This is a genomic window from Sphingomonas pituitosa NBRC 102491, assembly GCF_001598435.1.
In the GTDB taxonomy this organism is placed as follows: Bacteria; Pseudomonadota; Alphaproteobacteria; order Sphingomonadales; family Sphingomonadaceae; genus Sphingomonas; species Sphingomonas pituitosa.
The window spans coordinates 309,587-331,593 of record NZ_BCYY01000002.1 but is presented as its reverse complement, the minus strand read 5'-3'; the positions used below and the strand labels follow the sequence as shown (position 1 = coordinate 331,593).

Here is a 22,007-nt window from a genome sequence, read left to right as displayed (position 1 = left end):
CGCGGCCCTTTTCGTATGGCGAAGGGTGCGTGCGTCAGCGTCTGGCGCGGGCGCGGCGGTCCGCCCGACGGGGACAAAAAAAGGGGGCCGTTGCCGGCCCCCTTCGCAGGTCGATCGAAATTTGCGGCTCAGAAGGCGAGACGGACGCCCGCATAGAAGCGGCGGCCGATTGCGTCATAGGTGCCCGCATCGGTGTCCTGACCGGCCGACGCGCCGATGTCGGCGATGTAGGGCGGCTTGTTGTCGAGCAGGTTGTCGCCGCCGACGAAGAACTCGTACTGGCGGTTCACCCGGAAGCGCAGCTGCGAATCCAGGTAGAACTGCGGACGCACGCGCACCGCCGGATCCGAACCCGGACGTTCGCCGGTCAGCTGGTCGTCGATGCTCGACTGGCTGAGCCACGTGCCCGTGACGGCCAGACCAATGCCCTTCACGCTGTACGTGCCGTTGATCGTGAACTTGTCACGCGGCGCGCCGATCTCGCCGGCGAAATAGTCGCGCTCGGCGCCCGGCACCGGAACGGTGTAGCCGGTGAACAGGTGGGTGTACGAGCCGCGAAGGCCGAAATCGCCCGCGAGGCCCCAATTGGACAGGTTCTGGTTCCACGTCACGGTCGTGTCGATGCCCGAGGTCTTCTGGCCACCGCTGTTGCGGAAGGTGGTGTTGACCTCGTCGATCGAGCCCACGCTGTTCGCGCCGACCGCGGCCGCACGGCGGACGATCTGCGAGCAATAGGCCTGCACGCCGCCATTGTAGCATTGCGACAGGGTGTACTGGAGCGGCGTGAAGATGATCGCATCCTTGATGCGGATGTTGAAGTAGTCGACCGTCACGACCAGGTTGCGCAGCGCACGCACCGAGCGCGGGTTGATCACCACGCCGGCGGTGAACGAGTCGCCCCTTTCTTCCTGCAGACCCAGGTTGCCGCCACCGAAGCTGGTGATGCCCTGCTTGTCCGCCTGGCTGACCGCGAACGCGCCGTTGGCGGCGATGTTCGCGGCGACACCGGCCGCTGCACGGCACTGGGTGCCCAGCGTGCCGCCGGTGGTTGCCGTCACGCCCAGGCAGGGATCCTGCAGGCCGCTCGGGAAGTCCTGCTGCGCCGGCTGGAACAGCTCGTTGATGTTCGGCGCGCGCACCGAACGCGCGGCGATCACGCGGAAGCGGATGTCCTCCACCGGCGCCCAGTCGCCACCATAGTTATAGCTGACCGTGGTGCCGACCGTCGAATAGTCGGACACGCGGATCGCGCCGCGGACGTTGAGGCTGTGGAAGAACGGACGATCCTGCAGCAGCGGCACGATCGCTTCACCAAAGCCTTCCCAGACATGGAAGCTGCCCGAGGTCGACGGCAGCGCGTTGTTGCCGTTCAGGCCCTGCTGGGTGAGCAGGTCGAACGTGTTGCTGCTGGTCTCACGGCGATACTCGGTGCCGATGTTGATCGCGACCGGATCGGCGTCGAAGATCGAGAACAGCTTGCCGGTGACGTTGCCACCAAACACCGTCTGGGTGACCTTCGCGTCCAGCGTGGTCGGGGCCTCGATGTAGGAAGCCGCCGAGGCCAGCGTGCCGACGCCGTAGATGTTGGCGGGGATGCAGCCCGCCGCCCGCGCGGCCGGGTCGGCGCAGACGATCTGCCCGGTCGCCGGATCGGTATAGGCGTTCAGCGCCTGGGAGAACTTGGTGCTGTCGAACTGGCCCGAGCCGGTCTGGTGCTCCTTGCTCTGGCCGTAGATGCCGTACACTTCGTAGCTGAAGCGATCGCCGCCGAACGAGCCGTTCAGGCCGCCGGCAATGCGGAACAGGTCACGGTCAGCCGACGATGTGCGATTGCCGAAGTCGGCGAGGCGACGATCGAAGTAGATGTCGCGCAGGCCGTCGCCGTCCGTGTCGGTCGCGGCGTTGAAGATCGCGGTCGGGACGAACGGGTTGCTGTAGCGGGTGCCGCCGACGATCGTTTCAATCGGAACCTGGCCGCCGCTGGCGATGTTCACCAGATCCGAGCTGAGCGGGAAGGGCTCGATAACCGTGCTTACCTTGGTCTTGGCGTAGTTGCCTTCGATCCAGAGGTTGGCGGCCGACGAGAACTCGAAGTTGCCGCGACCGGCCGCGACGTAGCGCTCCACCGGCACCGCAAGGTAGCGAAAGTCCGAACGGTTGAAGCCACCGCAGCTGATGTCGGTGCAGTTGACCAGCGAACCGGTGTTGTAGCTGAAGATCTGGTCACCCGCGTAGATGCGGCCGCCCGGCGTGTAGCCGGACAGGAACGGGCGCGCAGGGTCATTCGGGTAGATGTCGTTGCTCGTCGAATCGACCGCGCTCGAACCGGCTTCGGTCGAGCGGTCGCGCTTCAGCACCGTGCCCTGCTTCGAGTAGCTGCCGAACAGCATGACGTTGCCGCGGCCATCGGCGAAGTTCTTGCCGCCAAGCAGGCTGTACTGCTGATCGAAGCCGTCGCCGCGCTGGGTGATGCCCAGCTGCGCGTCGGCCTGCAGGCCTTCGAAGTTCTTCTTGTAGACGATGTTCACCACGCCGGCGACGGCGTCCGAACCATAGACGGCCGAGGCGCCGCCGGTCAGCGTGTCGATGCTCTGGACGAAACCGGTGGGGATGACGTTCAGGTCGACGGCCTGGCTGCCCGGCTGGCCCGATACGAAGCGGCGGCCGTTGACCAGCACCAGCGTGCGGTCTTCGCCCAGGTTGCGCAGGTTCACCGTTGCCGCGCCAGCACCCTGGGTGGCGAAGCTGGAATTGGTGCGGCTGATGCCGGGGGTGCCGAACGCCGGGTTCTGCAGCAGCACTTCCTGGACGTTGATCGCGCCCTGCTGCTCGATCTGTTCGGCGCTGATCACCTGCAGCGGCGAAGCCGAGGCGGCGGCCGGCGACGCGATGCGCGAACCGGTCACGACGATTTCCGAGGGCTGGTCCTGAGTGCCCGCCGTCTGATCCGCGGCGGTCTGTGCCGACGCTACCGGGATCGCGATCAACGCGCTCCCAAGCAGTGTGCTGGCCAATAGATGATGGCGACGCAAAAGATACATGGAAAACGTCCTACTCGTACTGAAAATACTTGAGCCAGCGGCGCTGCGCTGGCTTGCGCCGCAGCGGAGTAAGGTCTGAAGATGTCGTGCGCTACGGCTTGTTAGGCATTCATGTCATTCTCCAAATCTGTGTAGCAAAATCGCAACAACTTCTAAATTGTGAATTATTGCCGGTTTTCGATGAATCTTTCTGTAAAATGTCTTGAGCGTGTCCGGGATGGATTTGGATCTTCGGGAGGGGCTCTGAACGGGATGCCTCCCAAAATGCTTTTCGCGGCAGGCCGCATTGGCTTAAGGACGGAGCGTGGCAGGCTTGGGCAACTTCCGATGATCGTTCTCTCGCAGAGTGGCGCGGCCATTGTCGGCGCGGTGCTCGCCTTCGTGCTCATCGCCGCGATCTGGGCGCTCTATGCCGGCCTGGCCGCGCGTGCCGCCGCCCGGACTGCCTATGAGCAGAACCGGCGCCTCCTGCGCTTTTCGCGAACCTCGCCGGCGCTGCCGATGCTGGTCCGCGCCGACGGGCGGGTCGAGATGTCGCCCCGCCTCGCCGCCTGGCTCGGTCTGGACGGGCCTGCCGAATCGCTCTCCCGCCTTTCCCAGAAGGACTCCGGCCTCGATCCGGAGGATGTCGCGCTGCTCGGCGAGCAGGTGGAGGCGGCGCAGCGTGCCGGCCAGTCCTTCCGGCTCTCGCTGCCGGTGCGCGGCTCGGAGCGGATGCTGCTGGTGCTGGGCGAGCGCGCCTCCGAAGCGGTGGAGACGCCGGGCAGCGTGCTGATCTGGGTGCTCGACGCGACCGACAGCCAGGCGGAAGTGGGGGCGCTCGAGCGCGAGGCCGATCGGCTGCGCGCCGCCTTTGACGCGCTGACGGCCCTGATCGAGGCAGCGCCGATGCCGATGTGGTATCGCGGCCCCGACCTGCGGCTGCTGATGGTCAACACCGCCTATGTCCGCGCGGTCGAAGGCCGCGATGCGGAGGACGTGGTGTCGCGCGGGGTGGAACTGGTCGACGGGGCCGGGCTGGGCGGGCCGCTCGCCAACGCCGCGATCGCCCGCGACACGCAGGAACCGCAATCGGCGGCGATGCCCGCCACCATTGCTGGCGCCCGGCGCATGCTCCGCCTCCACGACGTGCCGCTGCCGACCGGCGGCATCGCCGGCTTCGCGGTCGACATCGAGGAGCTGGAGCGCGCCCGCGGCGGCCTCAAGCGCTTCGGCGAGGCGCAGCGGGCGATGCTCGACCGCATGTCCGCCGGCGTCGCCCAGTTCGGATCGGATCGCAGCCTGGTGTTCTGCAACCAGCCGTTCCGCCGCCTGTTCGCGATGAAGAACGAGTGGCTGGCGGATCGGCCCGAATTCGACCGCGTGCTGGAGCGGATGCGCGAGGCGCGCAAGCTGCCCGACGTGCGCGACTTCCCCCATTGGAAGGCCGAGCGCCGCGAATGGTTCACCGCGCCGGAAGCGGTGGAGGAAAGCTGGAGCATCGGCACCACCCATCTCCGCGTCGTCGCCCAGCCGCTGCCCGAAGGCGGGCTGCTGCTGATCTTCGAGGACCAGACGCAGCAGCTGGAGCTGCAGCGCGAACATGGCGAGATGCAGCAGGTGCGCACCGCCACGCTCGACAGCCTGGCCGAGGCGGTGGCCGTGTTCGGCAAGGGGCGGCTGCAACTGTGGAACCGCAAGTTCCGCCAGGTCTGGGGCTTCGAGGACGGCTTCCTCGACGGGCATCCGCAGATCGCCACGATCGTCAAGTCGGCGGGGGGCAAGCTGGTTAACCCGGCGCGCGCCGAGATCATCGGCGACCTGATCCGGCTCGCCGCCAAGGACCGCCAGCAGCGCGGATCGAGCATCACCTTCGCCAATGGTCGGCATTTCGATATCGCCGCGGTGCCGCTGCCGGACGGCAATGCGCTGGTGACGATGCTCGACACCACCGATCGCCAGCGGGTGGAGCGGGCGCTGCGCGACCGCAACGAGGCGCTGGAGGCGGCGGACCGCGTCCGCACCGCCTTCGTCGCCAATATGAGCTACGAGCTGCGCACGCCGCTCACCTCGATCAAGGGCTTCGGCGAGATGCTGCAGGGCGGGTTCGCCGGCAAGCTGAGCGCCGACGGCAAGGAATATGTCGAAGCCATCCTGATGTCGGTCGACCGGCTCGGCGGGCTGATCGACGATGTGCTCGACCTCACCCAGAGCGAGGGCCAGCCGATCGAGCGCGAGACGGTCGATGTCGAACTCGCCGCGACCAGTGCGGCAGACGTGATCGCGCCGCTCGCCAAGGGCAAGGCGATCGAACTGGTGATCGAGGATGCCGGCACCGCCGGCGTGGTGCAGGGCGATGCCCGCCGCATCCGCCAGACGGTGGAGCATCTGCTGCGCCATGCCGTGTCGCACACGCCGGAGGGCGGGCGCGTGCTGCTCCACCTCGACGGCAATGCGCGGGTGGCGCGGGTGATCGTGAGCGACGACGGGCCGGGCATGCCGCCCGAGGCGGTGGCGCGGGCGTTCGACCGGTTCGCGCAGGTCGGCACCTCGCGCGGCGGCGATCGCGCGCTGGGCCTGGGGCTGCCGCTCGCCAAGCAGTTCGTCGAGGCGCATGGCGGGCGGATCGAGCTGATCTCCGAACCGGGGCAGGGGACGCTCGTCACGGTGGAGTTGCCGCGCGGATGAGTGGCAGCACGACGCCCGTCTGGATACGGCGCTCCCCCCGCATCCAACGTCATCCCAGCGAAGGCGGGGATCCATTCGCCCGTGCGGTTGGGGAAAGAACCGCGGCATCAGCGCCAATGGATCCCCGCCTTCGCGGGGATGACGGCGTGTTCTGGAACAAGTGCATCGCCAACCCATGACTGCCGAAACCATCCTGCTACGCTCTCTGGACGAGGCGCTGGCGCTGGGCGCGAAGTTGGCGGCCGTGGCCGGTCCCGGCGACGTGATCGCGCTGTCCGGCCCGCTCGGCGCGGGCAAGACCAGCATCGCGCGCGGGCTGCTTGCCGCGCTGGGGCTGGAAGGGGAGGCGCCGTCGCCGAGCTTCGCGATCGTCCAGCCCTATGATCCGCCGGAAGTGCGGCTGCCGGTGCTCCATGTCGATCTCTATCGGATCGAGGACCCGGACGAAGCCGAGGAACTGGGCCTCGACGATGCGCGCTATGACGCGCTGCTGCTGGTCGAGTGGCCGGAGCGGCTGGGCGCGGCAGCGTGGCACGACGCCTTGTGGCTGACCCTGGCGGTCGCCGCGGACGGCACCCGCAGCTTGACAGCGCGCGTGCCCTCGGCATGGGAAAGCCGATGGCCGTTGACATGACTCCGCCGCCCGCGGCGCCCGCATTTCTCGTATCCGCCGGTTGGGAAGGGGCAGCGATCCTGCCCGTCGCCGGCGATGCCTCCTTCCGTCGCTACTTCCGTGTGGTCGATGGCGGCCGCAGCGCGATCCTGATGGACGCGCCGCCGCCGCATGAGGATCCGCGGCCGTTCCTGGCGGTGGCGCGCTGGCTGACCGACCAGGGTTTCGCCGCGCCCGCGATCCTGCACGAGGATCTGTCGCAGGGACTGGTGCTGCTCGAGGATTTCGGCGACGTGCGGCTGCGCGAGACGGTGGATGCCGAACCCGTGCGCGAACTGGGTCTCTATGGCTCGGCCGTCGACCTGCTGGTTCGGCTGCACCAAAAGGACGCGGGCGTCGAAGCGCCCTATGACCTTGCCGTCTACCAGCGCGAGGCGGCGCTGTTCGTCGAATGGTATTGCCCCGCCGTCGGCCTCGAAGTCGATGCCGCGGGGTATCGCGATGCCTGGGATGCCGCGCTTGCGCCGCTGCTGGAGGGTCATCGCCCCGTCACGGTGCTGCGCGATTACCATGCCGAGAATCTGATGCTGATCGAAGGTGGCGACGGCTTGGGACTGCTGGACTTCCAGGACGCGCTCGCCGGCCATCCCGCCTACGACCTCGTCTCGCTGCTCCAGGATGCGCGGCGCGACGTGCCGGAGGCGACCGAGACGGCGATGCTGGAGCGCTACCGTGCGGCGACCAGCGAGGGGGAGGCGTTCGATGTCGCCTACCACGTGCTCGGCGCGCAGCGGAACGCCAAGATCCTCGGCATCTTCACCCGGCTGTGGAAGCGCGACGGCAAGCCGCGCTACCCCTCGCTCTGCCCGCGCGTATGGGCCTATCTGGAGCGCGACCTCGCCCATCCGGCGCTGATGCCGGTGGCGGAATGGTTCGCCGCCAACGTGCCGGCCGAGAAGCGCGGCGATCCGATGCAGGTGGCGGCGTGACGATCTACTCGCTCCGCCCGCAGCCGCTCGCGCCTGCGCCCAGGACCGCAATGGTGATGGCGGCCGGCCTCGGCAAGCGGATGCGTCCGCTCACCGTCACCCGGCCCAAGCCATTGATCGACGTGGCCGGAAAGCCGCTGATCGACCATGTCTTCGATCGCCTGAGCGCCGCGGGTGTCGAGCGCGCGGTGGTCAACGTCCATTACCTCGCCGACCAGCTCGAGGCGCATCTGCGCGCGCGGGTGAAGGGCATGGAGCTGCTGATCTCCGACGAGCGCAGGCAGCTGCTGGAAACCGGCGGCGGCCTCGTCCAGGCACGCGACATGCTGGGCGACGAGCCATTCCTCTGCGTCAATAGCGACAATCTGTGGGTGGATGGCCCCAGCGACGCGATCCGGCTGCTCGCGGCGCAGTGGGACGATGCCAGGATGGACGCGCTGCTGCTGCTGGTGCCGCTCGCGCGCGCGACCTGCCATCGCGGGCAGGGCGACTTCCGGCTCGACGCCTTCGGGCGGATCACCGAACGACGCAAGCCCGGCCGGCTGGCGCCCTTCGTGTACACCGGCGTCCAGATCCTCTCGCCGCGCGTGATCCGCGACTGGCCGGAGGGGCCGTTCTCGACCAACCTGTTCTGGAACCGCGCGATGGAAGCCGGGCGCCTGTGGGGTGCGGTGCACCAGGGGCTGTGGTTCGACGTCGGCTCGCCCAAGGCGATCCGCGAGACGGAAGTGGCGCTGGCCGAGCTTTGATCGGCGGCGCGGCCGCCGCCGGTTGCGTTGGGGGCGGAGGGCGCTAAGGTTCGCGCTCCGTTCCCTTTTGCCGAGCCGCATGTCGCACGCCCTGCACCTCTACACCATCCCGCCGCATCGCGCCTTTGCCGATGCGCTGGCGATCGGCCTGATCCGGCGCTTCGGCGCGGACCCGCTGCGGCTGGCGCGCGGCGTGGTGCTGCTGCCGAACAACCGCGCCAAGCGGGCGATGCAGGACGCTTTTGTCCGCGAAAGCGGTGGCGGCCTGCTGTTGCCCCGACTGGTCGCGATCGGCGATCCCGAGCTCGATGAAGCGGTGTTCGAGACGGTCGACGATGCCGAACCGGTGCCCCCCGCCGTCGATCCGCTGCAGCGCCGCATGGTGCTCGCCCGACTGCTCCAGGGGCATGATGGCCGGCTGAACGCGGCGGAGGCCGTGCGGCTGGCCGGCGACCTGGGCACGACGCTGGATCAGCTGCTGGTCGAGGAAGTCTCGCCTCGGCGGCTGAAGGAACTGGAGCTGGCCCCCGAGCTATCGGCGCATTGGGAGCGCTCGCTGGCGCTGTTCGAGATCGTCCTGACCCGCTGGCCTGCCGAACTGGCGGCGCTGGGGCGGGTGGATTTGCCCGAGCGGCGGCGACGCCTGCTCGACCGGGTCTCGACGCGGTGGAAGGGCACGGCGCCCGCCGGTTTCGTCTGCGCAGCGGGCATCACCACGGCGGCGCCGGCGATCGCGCGGCTGCTCCGCGTCGTGGCGGGACTGCCCGACGGGATGGTGGTGCTGCCGGCCCTGGCGACCGCCATGGGCAACGACGAATGGGAGTCGCTCGGGCCGCACGCGCCCGATCCGATCACCGGGCGCCGACGGCGCAACCTGGAGACGCATCCGCAATTTCACCTGAAGCTGCTGCTCGACCGGATGGGCGTGGCACGCGGCGAGTTCCAGCAATGGCGCGTCGCCAGCGAACTCGATGCACCGCCCGCGCGCAGCAAGGCGATCGCATCGGCGATGCAGCCGCCCGAGCTCACCCACCGCTGGACCGATCTGCCGGCCGGCGAGCGGCGGCTGGACGGCGTGCGCGCGCTGGAGCTGGCGACGCCGGCCGAGGAGGCGCAGGCGATTGCACTGGCGCTGCGCGAGGCGCTGGAGACGCCGGCGCGCACCGCCGCGCTGGTCACGCCCGATCGCGCCCTGGCCCGCCGCGTTGCTGCCCATTGCGCGCGCTGGGGCATCGCGGTGGACGATTCGGCGGGTCAGCCGCTGTCGCTCACCCCCCCCGGCACGCTGCTGCTCGCGCTGGCGGACGGGGCAGCACAGGCCTTCGCGCCCATGCCGCTGTTGACGCTGCTGAAGCATCCGCTGGTGCAGCCGAACGATCGCGCCGCGTGGCTGGATGGCGCGCGGGCGCTCGACCTGGCGCTGCGGGGCCCCCGTCCGGCACCGGGTCTGGCGGGGATCGACGCGCATCTCGCCGACCAGACCGGCCGGGAAGCGCCGCTCCGCCGCACCGCCGCGCGCTGGTGGGAAATCGCCCGCCCGCTGCTCGCGCCGCTGGAGGCAGTGTTCGCGGGCGGCGCGCAGCCGCTCGCCCGGCTGGTCGCCGCGCTGCGCGAAGCGGCGCAGGCACTGGGCGGTGACATGCTGTGGAGCCGCGAGGACGGCCGTGCCGCCGCACTGCTGCTCGACGATCTGGAACGCGAAGCCGCGCATGGCCCGGCGCTGGCCGAGCCGGAAAGCCTCGCCCCGATGCTCCGTACGCTGATGGACGAAGTTGCGGTGCGGCCGCCGCAGGGCGGGCATCCGCGGCTGGCGATCCTCGGCCTGATCGAGGCGCGGCTGCACAGCGCCGACCTGATGATCCTGGGCGGGCTGAATGAAGGCGTGTGGCCGGGCCTGCCCGCGCCCGATCCCTGGCTCGCGCCGCGCATCCGCGCCGAGCTGGGCCTGCCGGGGCTGGAGCGGCGGATCGGCGTGTCGGCGCACGATCTCGCCATCGGGCTGGGTGCGCGTACGGTGCTGCTCACCCGTGCACGCCGCGATGCGAGCGCGCCGACCATCGCCTCGCGCTTCTGGCTGCGGCTGGAGGCGCTGTCGGGTGGTCTGGAGCGCGCCGACGACCTTGCCCGCTGGATGGCGGCGATCGACGCGCCGGAGGCCTTTGTACCGGTCGCGCGGCCGGAGCCCGCGCCGCCGGTCGCGGCGCGGCCGAAGGTGATCTCGGTCACCGAAGTCGATCGGCTCAAGGCCGACCCCTATGCCTTCTACGCGCGGCGGATGCTGCGGCTGATGCCGCTCGATCCCGTCGACGCGGATCCGAGCGCGGCGTGGCGGGGTACGGCGGTGCACGACGTGCTGCAGCGCTGGTTCGAGGAGGACGACTGCCGCCCCGATCTGCTCCGCGCGCGCGCCGAGGCGATGCTGGCCGATACCCGCACCCACCCGTTGATCCGGGCCTTGTGGCAGCCGCGGCTGATCGAGGCGATCGACTGGATCGCCGGAGAACTGGCCGAACAGGGCCTGAAGGGCCGCACGGTGCTGGCGGTGGAGCAGGACGGTTCGATCGAGTTCGCGGGCGTGACGCTACGCGGCAAGTTCGATCGCGTCGATCGGCTGGAGGGCGGCGCGCTGGCGATCGTCGACTACAAGACCGGCCAGCCGTCGAGCACGCGGGCGGTGCGGGCGGGGTTCAGCCTGCAGCTGGGTCTGCTCGGGCTGATCGCCGAGCGCGGCGGGTTCAAGGGGATCGAGGGGGCGGCGCGCGCCTTCGAATATTGGTCGCTGGCGCGCAATCCGAAGAGCGGCGGGTTCGGCTATGTCGACTCGCCCGTCGATCCGAAGAAGCGCGAACCGGTGCCGGCCGAGGATTTCGTTTCGATCGCCGCCGAGCATTTTGCCGCGGCGGCCGGCGAGTGGCTGACCGGCGACCGGCCGTTCACCGCGAAGCTGGTGCCGGAATATGCGCCCTATGCAGAGTATGACCAGTTGATGCGACGCGACGAATGGTACGGGCGGGAGTGAGCCGATGAGCCGCAGCCCCGCCAAGCTCCACCCGCTGAAGGGCAACCAGAAGCGCGCCAGCGATCCCACTCGGCATATCTGGCTGTCCGCCTCGGCCGGCACCGGCAAGACGCAGGTGCTTGCCGCGCGCGTGTGGCGGCTGCTGCTGGCCGGTACCGATCCCTCGGCGATTCTCTGCCTGACGTTCACCAAGGCCGGCGCCGCGGAGATGTCCGAGCGGATCACCGGGCGACTGGCCTATTGGGTGCGCGCCAGGGACGAGGAGCTGGCAGCCGACCTCGCGGCGCTCGGGGAGAGCATCGGCCCGGAGAGCCGGGCGCGGGCCCGCACGCTGTTCGCCAAGGTGCTCGACGCGCCGGGCGGCGGCATCCGCATCCAGACGATCCACAGTTTCTGCCAGTCGCTGCTCGCCGCCTTCCCGATCGAGGCCGGGCTGGTCCCCGGCTTCCGTCCGCTGGAGGCCCGCGAGGAGGCGGTGCTCGCCCGCGAGACGCTGGCGGAGATGCTGGTCGATGCGCGGCGCGAGGGACGCGAAGGCGTGATCGAAGCGATCGGCGCGCTGAGCCTGCGGCTGGGCGAAGGCGGCGCAGAAGGGTTCCTGCAGGAATGTGCGCGCGCGGGCGAGGCGCTGGAAGCATTGCCCGCCGGCATCCAGCCATGGCTCCGTCGCGCCTTCGATCTGCCGGCCGGAGATATCCAAGAATCACTCGCAACAAGCTGCTGCGATGATGTTTTCGATGTGCGAACGCTACGCAATATCGCTTCTGCCAATACGGCCTGGGGCACTGCGCGGGGGCTGGACCGCGCCGATGTGATCGCCGGCTGGCTCGGCCGTTCGGCCGAGGAACGGGCGGCGACGCTGGGCCAGCTTCACCTTGTCTGGGCGACCGCCAAGGGGGAGCCGCGCAGCTTCGCCAAGGGGCAGGCGCCGCAGGATCCCGACTATGCCGAGGCGGCGATGCGGCTGCACGATCGCTGCGGCGAGCTGCTCGCGATGCAGGTACGCGCGGGCTATGTCGATCTGCTTGCGCGGGGGCTGGAAGCGGGCCGGGAATATGCGCGCGCCTATGCCGCCGCCAAGCGCCGGCTGGGCGCCGTGGACTTCGATGACCTGATCGGCCGCACCATCGCGCTGCTCCGCCAGGAGGGCATGGGCGAATGGGTCCGCTTCAAGCTCGACCAGGTGACCGAACATGTGCTGATCGACGAGGCGCAGGACACCAATCCGCGGCAATGGGCGATCGTCTCGGCGATGGCCGACGAGTTTTTCGCGGGCGAGGGCGCGCGCGGCGACCGGCTGCGCACGCTGTTCACCGTGGGCGACTACAAGCAGGCGATCTTCGGCTTCCAGGGCACCGACCCGATCTTCTTCCAGGCGGCGTTCGAGCGATTCAAGCGGCTGGCCAACATCAGCAGCGACTATGAGGCGGAGGTGCGCGAGCTGGAATCGCTCTCGCTCACGCACAGCTTCCGCTCGACCCGCCCGGTGCTCGAGTTCGTCGATACCGCACTCGGCCTGCTGCCCGCGCCGGGCATGGGGCCGATGAGCGACAGCGAACCGCATGCCAGCGAAGTGCCCGGCCCCGGCACGGTGACGCTGTGGCCGCCGGTGATCGAGGGCGGCAGCGAGGCCGACGAGGAGGAATGGATCGGCGACGCCACGCGGGCGCTCGCCGCGCGGATCGCCCGTCAGATCAAGGGCTGGGTCGGCACGCTGCCGCTCGCCAGCAAGGGGCGGGTCCTCGCACCCGGCGACGTGATGGTGCTGGTCAAGCGCCGCGGCGAGCTCGCCTCCCTGATCGTCGCTCGGCTCTATGCGGAGGGGGTGCCCGTCGCGGGCGTCGACCGGCTGCGGCTCAACGCGCCGCTGGCGGTGCAGGACCTGCTGGCCGCAATCCGCTTCGCGCTGCAGCCCGAGGACGATCTTTCGCTGGCGGCGCTGCTGGTCTCACCGCTGATCGGCTGGAGCCAGGACGAGCTGATGGCGGCGGCGGTGCGCGAGCGGGTGGGGCTGTGGCGGCACCTGCGCGAGACCCAGCCCGCCGAAAAGCTGGCACCGCTCTACGATCTGCTGCGCCGCGCCGACCTCGCGACGCCGTATCGCTTCCTGGAAGAGATCCTGTCCGGCGCCATGCAGGGGCGGCGCAAGCTGCTCACGCGGCTGGGCGAGGAAGCGCGGGATCCGATCGAGGAACTGCTCAACGCGGCGCTGACCTTCGAGACTCGGGCGACGCCCTCGCTCCAGCGCTTCCTCGACTGGTTCGATCGCGGCGATGTCGAGATCGTGCGCGATGCAGCCCAGCCGCAGCCGGCGGTGCGGGTGATGACGGCGCACGGCTCCAAGGGCCTGCAGGCGCCATTGGTGATCCTGGCGGACGCGACGGTGGACCCGACGCGCAGTCCGCGCAGCTTCCTCAAATGGGCGCCGGAGGGCGAGGAGAAGTTCCCGATCTTCCGCCCGCGCAGCGCCGAGCGGGACGGCGCGCTGGCCGAGGCGCTGGCCGAGACCGATGCGCGCGAACTGCAGGAGCATTGGCGGCTGTTCTACGTCGCCGCCACCCGCGCCGAGGAGCGGCTGGTGATCGCCGGTGCGCTCGGCCCCCAGGCCAGGGGCGAACCGCCCAAGGCGAGCTGGTACGCGGCCAGCGTCGCGGCGCTCGATGCGCTCGGCGTTCCGGCAGACGAGGCGGGTGTGCGGGAATTCCACGGCGTGGTGCCGCAGGCGCCGGTGCGACCGATGGTCCCAGCCCCGCCGGCGACGGCGGCGCCGATGCCGGTGCCGCCCGGCTGGCTCCACGCGCCCGCGCCGCAGGAAGCGCGGCCGCCGCGGCCGCTCGCGCCCTCGTCGCTGGGCGACGACCGGGTTGCCGATCCGCCGCCGGGGCCCACGATGCGCGCTGCCGCCGAGCGCGGGCGGTTGCTGCATGCGCTGTTCGAGCGCCTGCCGGGCGTCGCACCGGGCGAGCGTCGGGCCGCTGCGGATCGCTGGCTGGCGGGGGCGGGCGGGCTTGCCGACGCCGCCGAGCGGGCGGCGCTGATCGAGGCCGCGCTGGGGGTGACCGAGGACCCCCGCTTCGCCGAGCTGTTTGGTGCCGATGCGCTGGGTGAGGCACCGATCGCCGCAGTCGTGGCGGACGGGGTGGTCGTCTCGGGCACGGTCGACCGGCTGGTGGTCACGCCGGATCGGGTGCGCGTGGTCGACTTCAAGACCGGTCGCCGCGCGCCGGCGTCCTTGGTCGAGGTGCCGCCTTATCACCTGCGGCAGATGTCCGCCTATGTCGCGGCGCTGCGGGTGATCTTCCCGGATCGGGACGTGGAGGCGGCGCTGCTATATTCCGCCGGTCCGGTGCTGTACGGATTGCCCGACACCCTTCTCGACCGGCACAAGCCGGGCTACGCGGGGTAGGAGCAAAGCTTGGGCCCATGCGCTTGAGCGACGGCCCCGGCGACCATAGATAGCCGATCAACACGAAGTTCAGGAGATTACGACATGGCAACCCTGGCGACCACCGACGCCACTTTCGAAACCGACGTGCTGCAGGCGGACAAGCCCGTCCTCGTCGATTTCTGGGCGGAATGGTGCGGCCCGTGCCGCATGATCGCCCCGGCGCTCGAGGAAATCGCCGAGGAATTGGCGGGCCAGGTGCAGATCGTGAAGATCAACATCGACGACAATCCCGATGCGCCGACCAAGTATGGCGTGCGCGGCATTCCGACGATGATCCTGTTCAAGAACGGCCAGCAGGCCGCGACCCAGGTCGGCGCGCTGCCGAAGAGCGCGATCAAGCAGTGGATCGAACGCGAGATCTGATCGCGTGTCGCCGTCGCATTCCCCTCCCGGGCCCGGGAGGGGAATGCGCGGCTCAATCGAACAGCAGCTCGGTCGCGCGCTTGCCCAGTTCGGGCGTAGCGGCGGCGACGATGCCGATCCCGCCGTCGCCGATCCGATAGGGGCTGCCGTCCCAGCGGCCGACATAGCCGCCGGCTTCGGTAAGGAACAGCACGCCCGGCGCGTGATCCCATACCAGCGTCCGCCGGAGCACCGCGACGTCGTTCTGGCCCAGCACCAGCCGCGGGTAGTTTTCTGCGGCGCAGCGGGGCAGCGGCACAAGCGCGAATGCCCCGCCGAAGCGCGCGGCACGAGCGGCATGGGCGTCCTCGGACTGGCCCACCTTCGACACCGCCGCCAGCGGCCGGGCTGCACCGCTCGCACGGGCCCGCACCGGCGCATCGTCGATGAACGCGCCGCCCCCCAGTACCGCATGGCACATGCGCTGGGCCACGGGGTCGTAGAGCCAGCCGGCCTGGGTCACGCCATCCTCGACCAGCGCGATCATGATGCCGAAGGGCGGCTGCCCCGCGGCGAAATTGGCGGTGCCGTCGATGGGATCGATGATCCAGGCACGCGCGTCGGTGGCGTGGTCTATCAGCGCCGGATCGGCCGCACAGGCTTCCTCGCCGACGATGACGGCGTCGCCATCGATCGCGGCCAATCCCTCGGTCAGCCGCTCCTCGGCCTCGCGATCGGCGATCGTCACCAATTCGCCGGGCGTCTTCTCCAGCACCTCTTCCGCAGCGAGGTTGCGGAAGCGGGGCATCACCACCGCTCCGGCGACGGTGCGCATCAGCGCGGACACGGCGAGATGGTGGCGATGCATGCGCTCAGCTCCGATAGTCGGCGTTGATCGAGATATAGCCGTGGGTCAGGTCGCAGGTCCAAACCGTCGCGCGGCCCTCGCCTAGGCCGAGATCGACGCCGATCTCGATTTCCTGCCCCTTGAGATGCGCGGCGACGGGTGCCTCGTCATAGCCTTCCACCGCGAGACCCTCGCGCGCCACCTGGGTGGCGCCGAAGCGGATGGCGAGCTTGTCGCGCTCGGCGGGTTCACCGGCCTTGCCGACGGCCATCACGATGCGGCCCCAATTGGCGTCCTCGCCGGCGATCGCGGTCTTCACCAGCGGCGAATTGGCGATCGACAGGGCGATGCGGTGTGCGCTGTGGTCGCTCTCGGCGCCCTCCACGGTGATTTCGATCAGCTTCTGTGCGCCTTCGCCGTCGCGCACTACGAGCAGGGCGAGCTGGCGGCAGAGATCGGCAAGCGCCGCACGGAAGGCATCGGCGCCGTCATCCTCGTCGCTGGTGAGGGGGGCATTGCCTGCCTTGCCGGTGGCGAAGGCGAGGACGGTGTCGCTGGTCGAGGTATCGCCGTCCACCGTGATGCACGAGAAGCTGTTGCCGTTCGCGTCGCTCAGTGCGCGCTGAAGGAACACCGGGTCCACCGCGGCATCGGTGAAGATGAAGCCGAGCATCGTCGCCATGTCCGGCGCGATCATGCCCGAGCCCTTGATGATGCCCGCGAGCGTCACCGTGCGGCCGTCCACGACCGCCGTCGTCACCGCGCCCTTGGCGAAGGTGTCGGTGGTCATGATCGTCGCGGCGGCGTCTTCCCAGGTGCAGGGCTCGGCCGTGTAGGCGGCGTCGAGCCCCGCCTCGGCCTTGTCGATCGGCAGCGGCACGCCGATCACGCCGGTGGAGGAGACGAATACGTCGGACGGATCGCAGCCGAGATGCTGCGCGGTGCGGGCGGCGATCGCCTCGACCGCCGCGCGGCCGCGATTGCCGGTGAAGGCGTTGGAATTGCCCGCATTTACCACCAGCGCGCGCGCCTTGCCGAGCACCAGCGCCTTGCGGCACCACTCGACTTCGGGCGAGGGGCATTTGCTGGTCGTCAGCACGCCCGCAACGCTGGTGCCTTCATCGAGCGTGACGAAGGTGAGGTCGCAGCGATCCCAGTTCTTGTACTGCGCACGGGCGACGCGGGGCGTGACGCCCGGGATCGCGGGCAGGGCGGGAAAGGGCAGCGCGAGCGGGGAGGTGCTGGTGGACATGGAAATGCCTCCGGTTAGAATGCGGCGCGTGCTTCGTGCATGGGGGGGCAAAGATCAATGCTTTTGGTGATGGCGCTGCTGGCGGCGCAGGCGCAGGATAGTGCGAAGGGGGCTACAGCGCTCAAGCCGTTGACGGACCCGGCAAGCTGGGTGTCGGAAGATGATTACCCACCTGTCGCCGCGCGTGCCGGGGAGCAAGGGATCGTCGCTTTCCGCTTGGAGGTCGACTCGAACGGTAATCCCACGAGTTGCGGCATCGTCGATGCGGCGGCCTCCGGCGAGCTCCAGCAACAGACCTGCGCTCTCTTGTTGAAGCGCGCGCGGTTCCGACCGGCACGAGATGCGAGAGGACGATCAATCGCTGCTTCCTATACGAGCCGCGTTCGATGGAAACTACCTGAAGATCATCCCTCCCAAGCCCCGATCGCGATTGGAAACTGGAAGGCAACCGCCACGGTACGACAATCCGCCGAAGGAAAGGTTCTTTCCTGCGATATGCAGGCCGAAGGCGCAGTCCCATTCAGTCGGGAAAATGACTGCGATTCCGTGCCTTCTGGTTTGCTTGCGCGGGTTGGCGGTGCGGGGACTGCACAGACCGTCACGGTTCGCCTCGCCATGACGTTTGACGGCGCGCCTGAGCCCTTTCGAGACTATCCCGGTCCCGGGCAGCTTCCCAGCGCGAGGATGCGCTTTACGTTCGAGGTGTCGGAGTCCGGAACAACAGAGAATTGCAAGGTCGTGCCGACGGGTGAAGAGGGATGGATGGCCTCTCTTCCAAGCCCGTGCCAGGGTTTTGCCGATACCTACATACCTGCCAAGGACGAGAACGGTAAGCCGCGTCGCGTGGCAGGTGTATTCATGATGTCGTTTTCACGCCGTCCCGCCGAATAATGTCCCCGTCTGGGCGCAGCTTTTCTGTCGACGAAATGCTAGGCAATGCCTATGTCGGGTCGGTCTTGCCGGGTTTCGGTTTGATACAATGACAGCCTAACACAGGGTTTCGCTTGGAACTACTGCTGCTCCTCACTGCGCTTTTCGCGAGCCTGACCGGCGTGTCGGGCGAGCGTGGCCTGCGCCCCATGCAGGGCGTGGCGGTGGTGCGCGTGGCCGAAGCGGCGCAGGCGGCGGTCGCCCCGTCGCGCCACATCGTCGCGGCTGCGGCGGCGCTCCCCGCACTGGTGCGGGTCGTCACGATCCCGGTGTTCCATCTGGCCGCCACGCCGCGGCCTGCGCTTCGCCTCGCCTTCGAGCAGCGGCGCGAATAGCCTTTCCGGCCCGCGCGTCGGGCCCTTCTTCCTTTCGTCGCCGCGCCCGCGCGCGGTGCGCCCGTGATGGCCCTGCCGTGTCCGGCAGCCGTCGCGCATCCCCATTCAACAGGTCAGGAATTCGCATGTTCGGCGGTATTGCCAAGTCGCTTTTCGGTTCGTCCAACGATCGCTACGTCAAGTCGCTCAAGCCGATCGTCCAGAAGATCGCCAGCTTCGAGCCCGCGCTGCAGGCGATGGACGACGACACGCTCGCCCAGCAGACGATCAAGTTCCGCGAACAGCTGGCCAACGGCGCCAAGCTCGACGACCTGCTGCCCGAGGCGTTCGCCACGGTGCGCGAGGCGGCGCGGCGCGTGATCGGCCAGCGCCACTATGACGTGCAGATGGTCGGCGGCATCGTGCTCCATCGCGGCGAGATCGCCGAGATGCGCACCGGCGAAGGCAAGACGCTGGTCGCCACGCTCGCCACCTATCTCAACGCGCTGCCGGGCGACGGCGTCCATGTCATCACCGTCAACGACTATCTCGCCCGCCGCGACGCGGAGTGGATGGCGCAGGTCTATGGCTTCCTGGGCCTCACCACCGGCGTGATCGTGCCCAACCTGTCCGACCAGCAGCGCCGCGACGCGTACGCCTCGGACATCACCTACGGCACGAACAACGAGTTCGGCTTCGATTACCTCCGCGACAACATGAAGTATGATCGGGCGAGCATGGTGCAGCGCCCGTTCGCCTATGCGATCGTCGACGAGGTCGACTCGATCCTGATCGACGAGGCACGCACCCCGCTGATCATCTCGGGCCCGACCGACGACCGGTCCGAGCTGTACCTGAAGGTCGACGCCGTGGTGAAGCAGCTCGACGCTTCGACCTACGAGAAGGACGAGAAGCAGCGCACGATCGTGCTGACCGAGGAAGGCACGGAGACGGTCGAGCGGCTGCTCGAGGATGCCGGCGTGCTGGTCGGTGCCAACCTCTACGACTTCGAGAACACCCAGGTGGTGCACCATCTGAACCAGGCGCTTCGCGCGAACGTGATGTTCAAGCGCGACACCGATTACATCGTCAAGGACGGCAAGATCGTCATCATCGACGAGTTCACCGGCCGCATGATGGACGGCCGCCGCTGGTCGGATGGTCTCCACCAGGCGGTGGAAGCCAAGGAAGGCGTGACCATCGAGCCGGAGAACCAGACGCTCGCCTCGATCACCTTCCAGAATTATTTCCGCATGTACCCCAAGCTGGGCGGCATGACCGGCACCGCCTCCACCGAGGCGGCCGAGTTCTACGACATCTACAAGATGAACGTCGTCACCATCCCGACCAACCTGCCGGTGCAGCGCATCGACGAGGAAGACACGTTCTACAAGTCGACCGAGGACAAGTTCGCCGGCATCGCCAAGACGATCAAGGCGCATGCCGAGCGCGGCCAGCCGGTGCTGGTCGGCACGGTCTCGATCGAGAAGTCCGAACTGCTCTCCGAGTTCCTGCATCGCGAAGGCGTGAAGCATGAGGTGCTCAACGCCCGCTTCCACGAGAGCGAGGCGCATATCGTCGCGCAGGCGGGCCGGCTGGGCGTGGTGACCGTATCGACCAACATGGCCGGCCGCGGCACCGACATTCAGCTGGGCGGCAATGTCGAGTTCCGCATCGCCGACGAGCTGCGCGACATGGCGGACGGGCCCGAGCGCGACGCCGCGATCGAGCGGATCAAGGCTGAGGTTGCCGAGGAAAAGGAAAAGGTGAAGGCCGCCGGCGGTCTGTTCGTGCTCGGCACCGAACGCCATGAGAGCCGCCGCATCGACAACCAGCTGCGCGGCCGCTCGGGCCGCCAGGGCGATCCGGGGCTCAGCCGCTTCTACCTCAGCCTCGACGACGATCTGCTGCGCATCTTCGGCTCGAACACCCTGTTCTCGCGGATGATGCGCTCCAGCCTGGAGGACGGCGAGGCGATGCCGCCGTCGCGCTGGCTGAGCAAGGCGATCGAGACCGCGCAGCGCAAGGTCGAGGCGCGCAACTACGACGTGCGCAAGCAGGTCGTCGAATATGACGACGTGATGAACGATCAGCGCAAGGTGATCTACGAGCAGCGCGCCGACATCATGGACGCCGATACGGTGGGCCATGTGGTGGAAGACATGCGCCACGAGACGGTGAACGCGATCGTCGGCGAGGCCTGCCCGCCGAACAGCTACCCCGAGCAGTGGAACGTCGCCGGCCTGAAGGAGCGCCTCGCCGACACGCTCAACCTCGACCTGCCGGTCGACCAGTGGGTGAAGGACGAGGAAGCGATCGATCCGGAACTCCTGGAGGAGCGCATCCGCGAGGCTGCCGATGCCGCCATCGCCGAGAAGGCGGCGGACCTCGAGCCGGAGACCTGGACTTCGATCGAGAAGTCGATCCTGCTCCAGAACCTGGACCATCAGTGGAAGGAGCATCTCGCGATGCTCGACGCGCTGCGCCAGGTCGTCCACCTGCGCGCCTATGCGCAGAAGACGCCGATCAACGAGTACAAGCACGAGGCGTTCTCGATGTTCCAGCGGATGCTCGACACGATCCGCGAGGACGTGACGCGCACCATGGCCTTCGCCCAGTTCCGCATGGCGCCGCCGCCGGAGCTGCCGGAGCTGCCGGCATTCCTGACCACGCACATCGATCCGCTGACCGGCGAGGACAACACCAACGACTGGGACGGCGGCTCGGCAGGGCTGGTGACCACGCGCCTGCCGCCGCTGGGCATCCCGCAGCCCGCGGGCGACGACTATGGTACCGATCCGGCGCAGTGGGAGGGCGTGGTCAGCCGCAACGCGCCGTGCCCGTGCGGTTCGGGGCTGAAGTACAAGCACTGCCACGGCCAGGTGGCGTAAGGGTGGCCGTTCCCGTCCTTCCTTGAGAGGCAGGGGGAGCAGCGCGCCTCCCCAAAGCGTCATCCCGGCGAAAGCCGGGATCCAGTCGCCTCTCGATTCCGGCAAGAGCCGAACAGGTGACCCCAATGGATCCCGGCATTCGCCGGGATGACGACTGAGAGGACTTCCTCTGCTGGTAAAAGAAAAGGGCGGCGCCGGGATATCCGGCGCCGCCCTTTCTGCGTTCCGCTCCCCGCGATCAGCGGGTCTGCGGCATCTGGATCTTCGGCCCCAGCCGTTCCTTCACCTCGCGCGCATCGAAGGCGCGGATGTTGTCGGCGGGCTTCGGGCCCTTGCCCATCACGATCTCGGCCATCGCCTCGTAGCGGTCGACGGTGCGGATATCGACGTTGCGGTCGAAGAACGGATCACCCCAGAACGGATCCCAGCTGCGCCAGCCCCAGCGCGGGCTGTAATAGCGCCAGTACGGGTTCCAATAGCCCCAGGGGCCGCCAAAGCCCGCACCGCCGATGCCCGGCGTCGCATAGGTCTGGGTCTTCTTTTCCGTGTCGCGATTGGCGAGCAGGAAATAGTCATAGCCGCTCTGCAGCGTCAGCTCGGCCGAGCGATAGAGCAGGTAGCGCTCCACCGTCTCGCGCGAGGTCAGGCTGTTGCCCGAAAAGCTCACCCGGAACCGATTCTCTTCGATCTGCTCGTCCGAATAGCCGTTGCGCACCGAACCGCTCGCCGAGGCGGGCTGGTAGGGCGTGGCGGTCATGCACGATGCGAGCGAGAGGCTGCCCGCGACCATCAGGCCGAGTGCTGCCAGCCGCCGGCCCTTCTGTGATGAAATTGGCATTGTTCCTCCGACACTTCCAAACAGTAAACGTCGCCGCATGCCCCTCGAACGCGCGAGCCGGCGAAAC

14 protein-coding genes are annotated in these 22,007 nt (G+C 68.7%); 10 read left to right on the top strand and 4 right to left on the bottom strand.

The window, feature by feature from the left end:
• Positions 1–128 precede the first annotated feature (128 nt).
• Positions 129–2,987, bottom strand: coding sequence for a TonB-dependent receptor plug domain-containing protein (locus tag SPI01S_RS04040; RefSeq protein WP_066718485.1), 2,859 nt, complete (start codon positions 2,985–2,987; stop codon positions 129–131).
• 381 nt (positions 2,988–3,368) lie between these two features.
• Between SPI01S_RS04040 and SPI01S_RS04035 the strand changes: the two genes are divergently transcribed.
• From SPI01S_RS04035 to trxA, 7 genes are all read left to right on the top strand, one after another.
• The gene (locus SPI01S_RS04035; protein ID WP_066718483.1) at positions 3,369–5,708 is read left to right on the top strand and encodes a PAS domain-containing sensor histidine kinase; all 2,340 of its coding nucleotides are present in this window, start codon (positions 3,369–3,371) and stop codon (positions 5,706–5,708) included.
• A 175-nt stretch (positions 5,709–5,883) separates the two neighbouring features.
• A complete protein-coding gene (gene tsaE / locus SPI01S_RS04030; protein ID WP_066718480.1) occupies positions 5,884–6,342 on the top strand; it encodes a tRNA (adenosine(37)-N6)-threonylcarbamoyltransferase complex ATPase subunit type 1 TsaE in 459 nt (152 codons plus the stop codon).
• Entirely contained in the window at positions 6,339–7,310 is a 972-nt protein-coding gene (locus tag SPI01S_RS04025) for an aminoglycoside phosphotransferase family protein (protein ID WP_174539070.1), read from the top strand. Before tsaE ends, SPI01S_RS04025 begins: the two co-directional genes overlap by 4 nt.
• Positions 7,311–7,360: 50 nt before the next feature.
• Positions 7,361–8,059, top strand: a complete 699-nt coding sequence (locus tag SPI01S_RS04020) for a nucleotidyltransferase family protein (protein WP_245653479.1) — start codon at positions 7,361–7,363, stop codon at positions 8,057–8,059.
• Positions 8,060–8,138: 79 nt separating this feature from the next.
• Positions 8,139–11,078: a double-strand break repair protein AddB gene (addB, locus tag SPI01S_RS04015; protein ID WP_066718471.1), complete on the top strand. Its 2,940-nt coding sequence runs from the start codon at positions 8,139–8,141 to the stop codon at positions 11,076–11,078.
• A 4-nt stretch (positions 11,079–11,082) separates the two neighbouring features.
• A complete protein-coding gene (gene addA, locus SPI01S_RS04010) occupies positions 11,083–14,484 on the top strand; it encodes a double-strand break repair helicase AddA (RefSeq protein ID WP_066718468.1) in 3,402 nt (1,133 codons plus the stop codon).
• A gap of 84 nt (positions 14,485–14,568) precedes the next feature.
• Complete coding sequence (trxA, locus tag SPI01S_RS04005; protein ID WP_066718465.1) at positions 14,569–14,889, top strand: thioredoxin TrxA; 321 nt, start codon at positions 14,569–14,571, stop codon at positions 14,887–14,889.
• Between the two features lie 52 nt (positions 14,890–14,941).
• Here trxA and SPI01S_RS04000 read toward each other — a convergent pair whose 3' ends face one another.
• Entirely contained in the window at positions 14,942–15,736 is a 795-nt protein-coding gene (locus tag SPI01S_RS04000) for an inositol monophosphatase family protein (RefSeq protein WP_066718461.1), read from the bottom strand.
• A 4-nt stretch (positions 15,737–15,740) separates the two neighbouring features.
• Entirely contained in the window at positions 15,741–16,967 is a 1,227-nt protein-coding gene (gene argJ / locus SPI01S_RS03995) for a bifunctional glutamate N-acetyltransferase/amino-acid acetyltransferase ArgJ (protein WP_066718459.1), read from the bottom strand.
• A 69-nt stretch (positions 16,968–17,036) separates the two neighbouring features.
• Here argJ and SPI01S_RS21665 point away from each other — a divergent pair, with 69 nt between their 5' ends.
• From SPI01S_RS21665 to secA, 3 genes are all read left to right on the top strand, one after another.
• A complete protein-coding gene (locus SPI01S_RS21665; protein WP_169804449.1) occupies positions 17,037–17,858 on the top strand; it encodes an energy transducer TonB in 822 nt (273 codons plus the stop codon).
• A gap of 113 nt (positions 17,859–17,971) precedes the next feature.
• Complete coding sequence (locus tag SPI01S_RS03990) at positions 17,972–18,232, top strand: hypothetical protein (protein WP_066718450.1); 261 nt, start codon at positions 17,972–17,974, stop codon at positions 18,230–18,232.
• A gap of 125 nt (positions 18,233–18,357) precedes the next feature.
• A complete protein-coding gene (gene secA / locus SPI01S_RS03985) occupies positions 18,358–21,102 on the top strand; it encodes a preprotein translocase subunit SecA (protein ID WP_066718447.1) in 2,745 nt (914 codons plus the stop codon).
• A gap of 238 nt (positions 21,103–21,340) precedes the next feature.
• Here the strand turns inward: secA and SPI01S_RS03980 are convergent, their stop codons facing one another.
• A complete protein-coding gene (locus SPI01S_RS03980; RefSeq protein WP_066718445.1) occupies positions 21,341–21,940 on the bottom strand; it encodes a CC0125/CC1285 family lipoprotein in 600 nt (199 codons plus the stop codon).
• Positions 21,941–22,007 lie beyond the last annotated feature (67 nt).

Bases quoted from the DNA above. Each gene is read 5' to 3' on its own strand.
- SPI01S_RS04035 (WP_066718483.1), top strand. From the start codon at position 3,369: ATGATCGTTCTCTCGCAGAGTGGCGCGGCCATTGTCGGCGCGGTGCTC.
- tsaE (WP_066718480.1), top strand. From the start codon at position 5,884: ATGACTGCCGAAACCATCCTGCTACGCTCTCTGGACGAGGCGCTGGCG.
- SPI01S_RS04025 (WP_174539070.1), top strand. From the start codon at position 6,339: ATGACTCCGCCGCCCGCGGCGCCCGCATTTCTCGTATCCGCCGGTTGG.
- SPI01S_RS04020 (WP_245653479.1), top strand. From the start codon at position 7,361: ATGGTGATGGCGGCCGGCCTCGGCAAGCGGATGCGTCCGCTCACCGTC.
- addB (WP_066718471.1), top strand. From the start codon at position 8,139: ATGTCGCACGCCCTGCACCTCTACACCATCCCGCCGCATCGCGCCTTT.
- addA (WP_066718468.1), top strand. From the start codon at position 11,083: ATGAGCCGCAGCCCCGCCAAGCTCCACCCGCTGAAGGGCAACCAGAAG.
- trxA (WP_066718465.1), top strand. From the start codon at position 14,569: ATGGCAACCCTGGCGACCACCGACGCCACTTTCGAAACCGACGTGCTG.
- SPI01S_RS04000 (WP_066718461.1), bottom strand. From the start codon at position 15,736: ATGCATCGCCACCATCTCGCCGTGTCCGCGCTGATGCGCACCGTCGCC.
- argJ (WP_066718459.1), bottom strand. From the start codon at position 16,967: ATGTCCACCAGCACCTCCCCGCTCGCGCTGCCCTTTCCCGCCCTGCCC.
- SPI01S_RS21665 (WP_169804449.1), top strand. From the start codon at position 17,037: ATGGCGCTGCTGGCGGCGCAGGCGCAGGATAGTGCGAAGGGGGCTACA.
- secA (WP_066718447.1), top strand. From the start codon at position 18,358: ATGTTCGGCGGTATTGCCAAGTCGCTTTTCGGTTCGTCCAACGATCGC.
- SPI01S_RS03980 (WP_066718445.1), bottom strand. From the start codon at position 21,940: ATGCCAATTTCATCACAGAAGGGCCGGCGGCTGGCAGCACTCGGCCTG.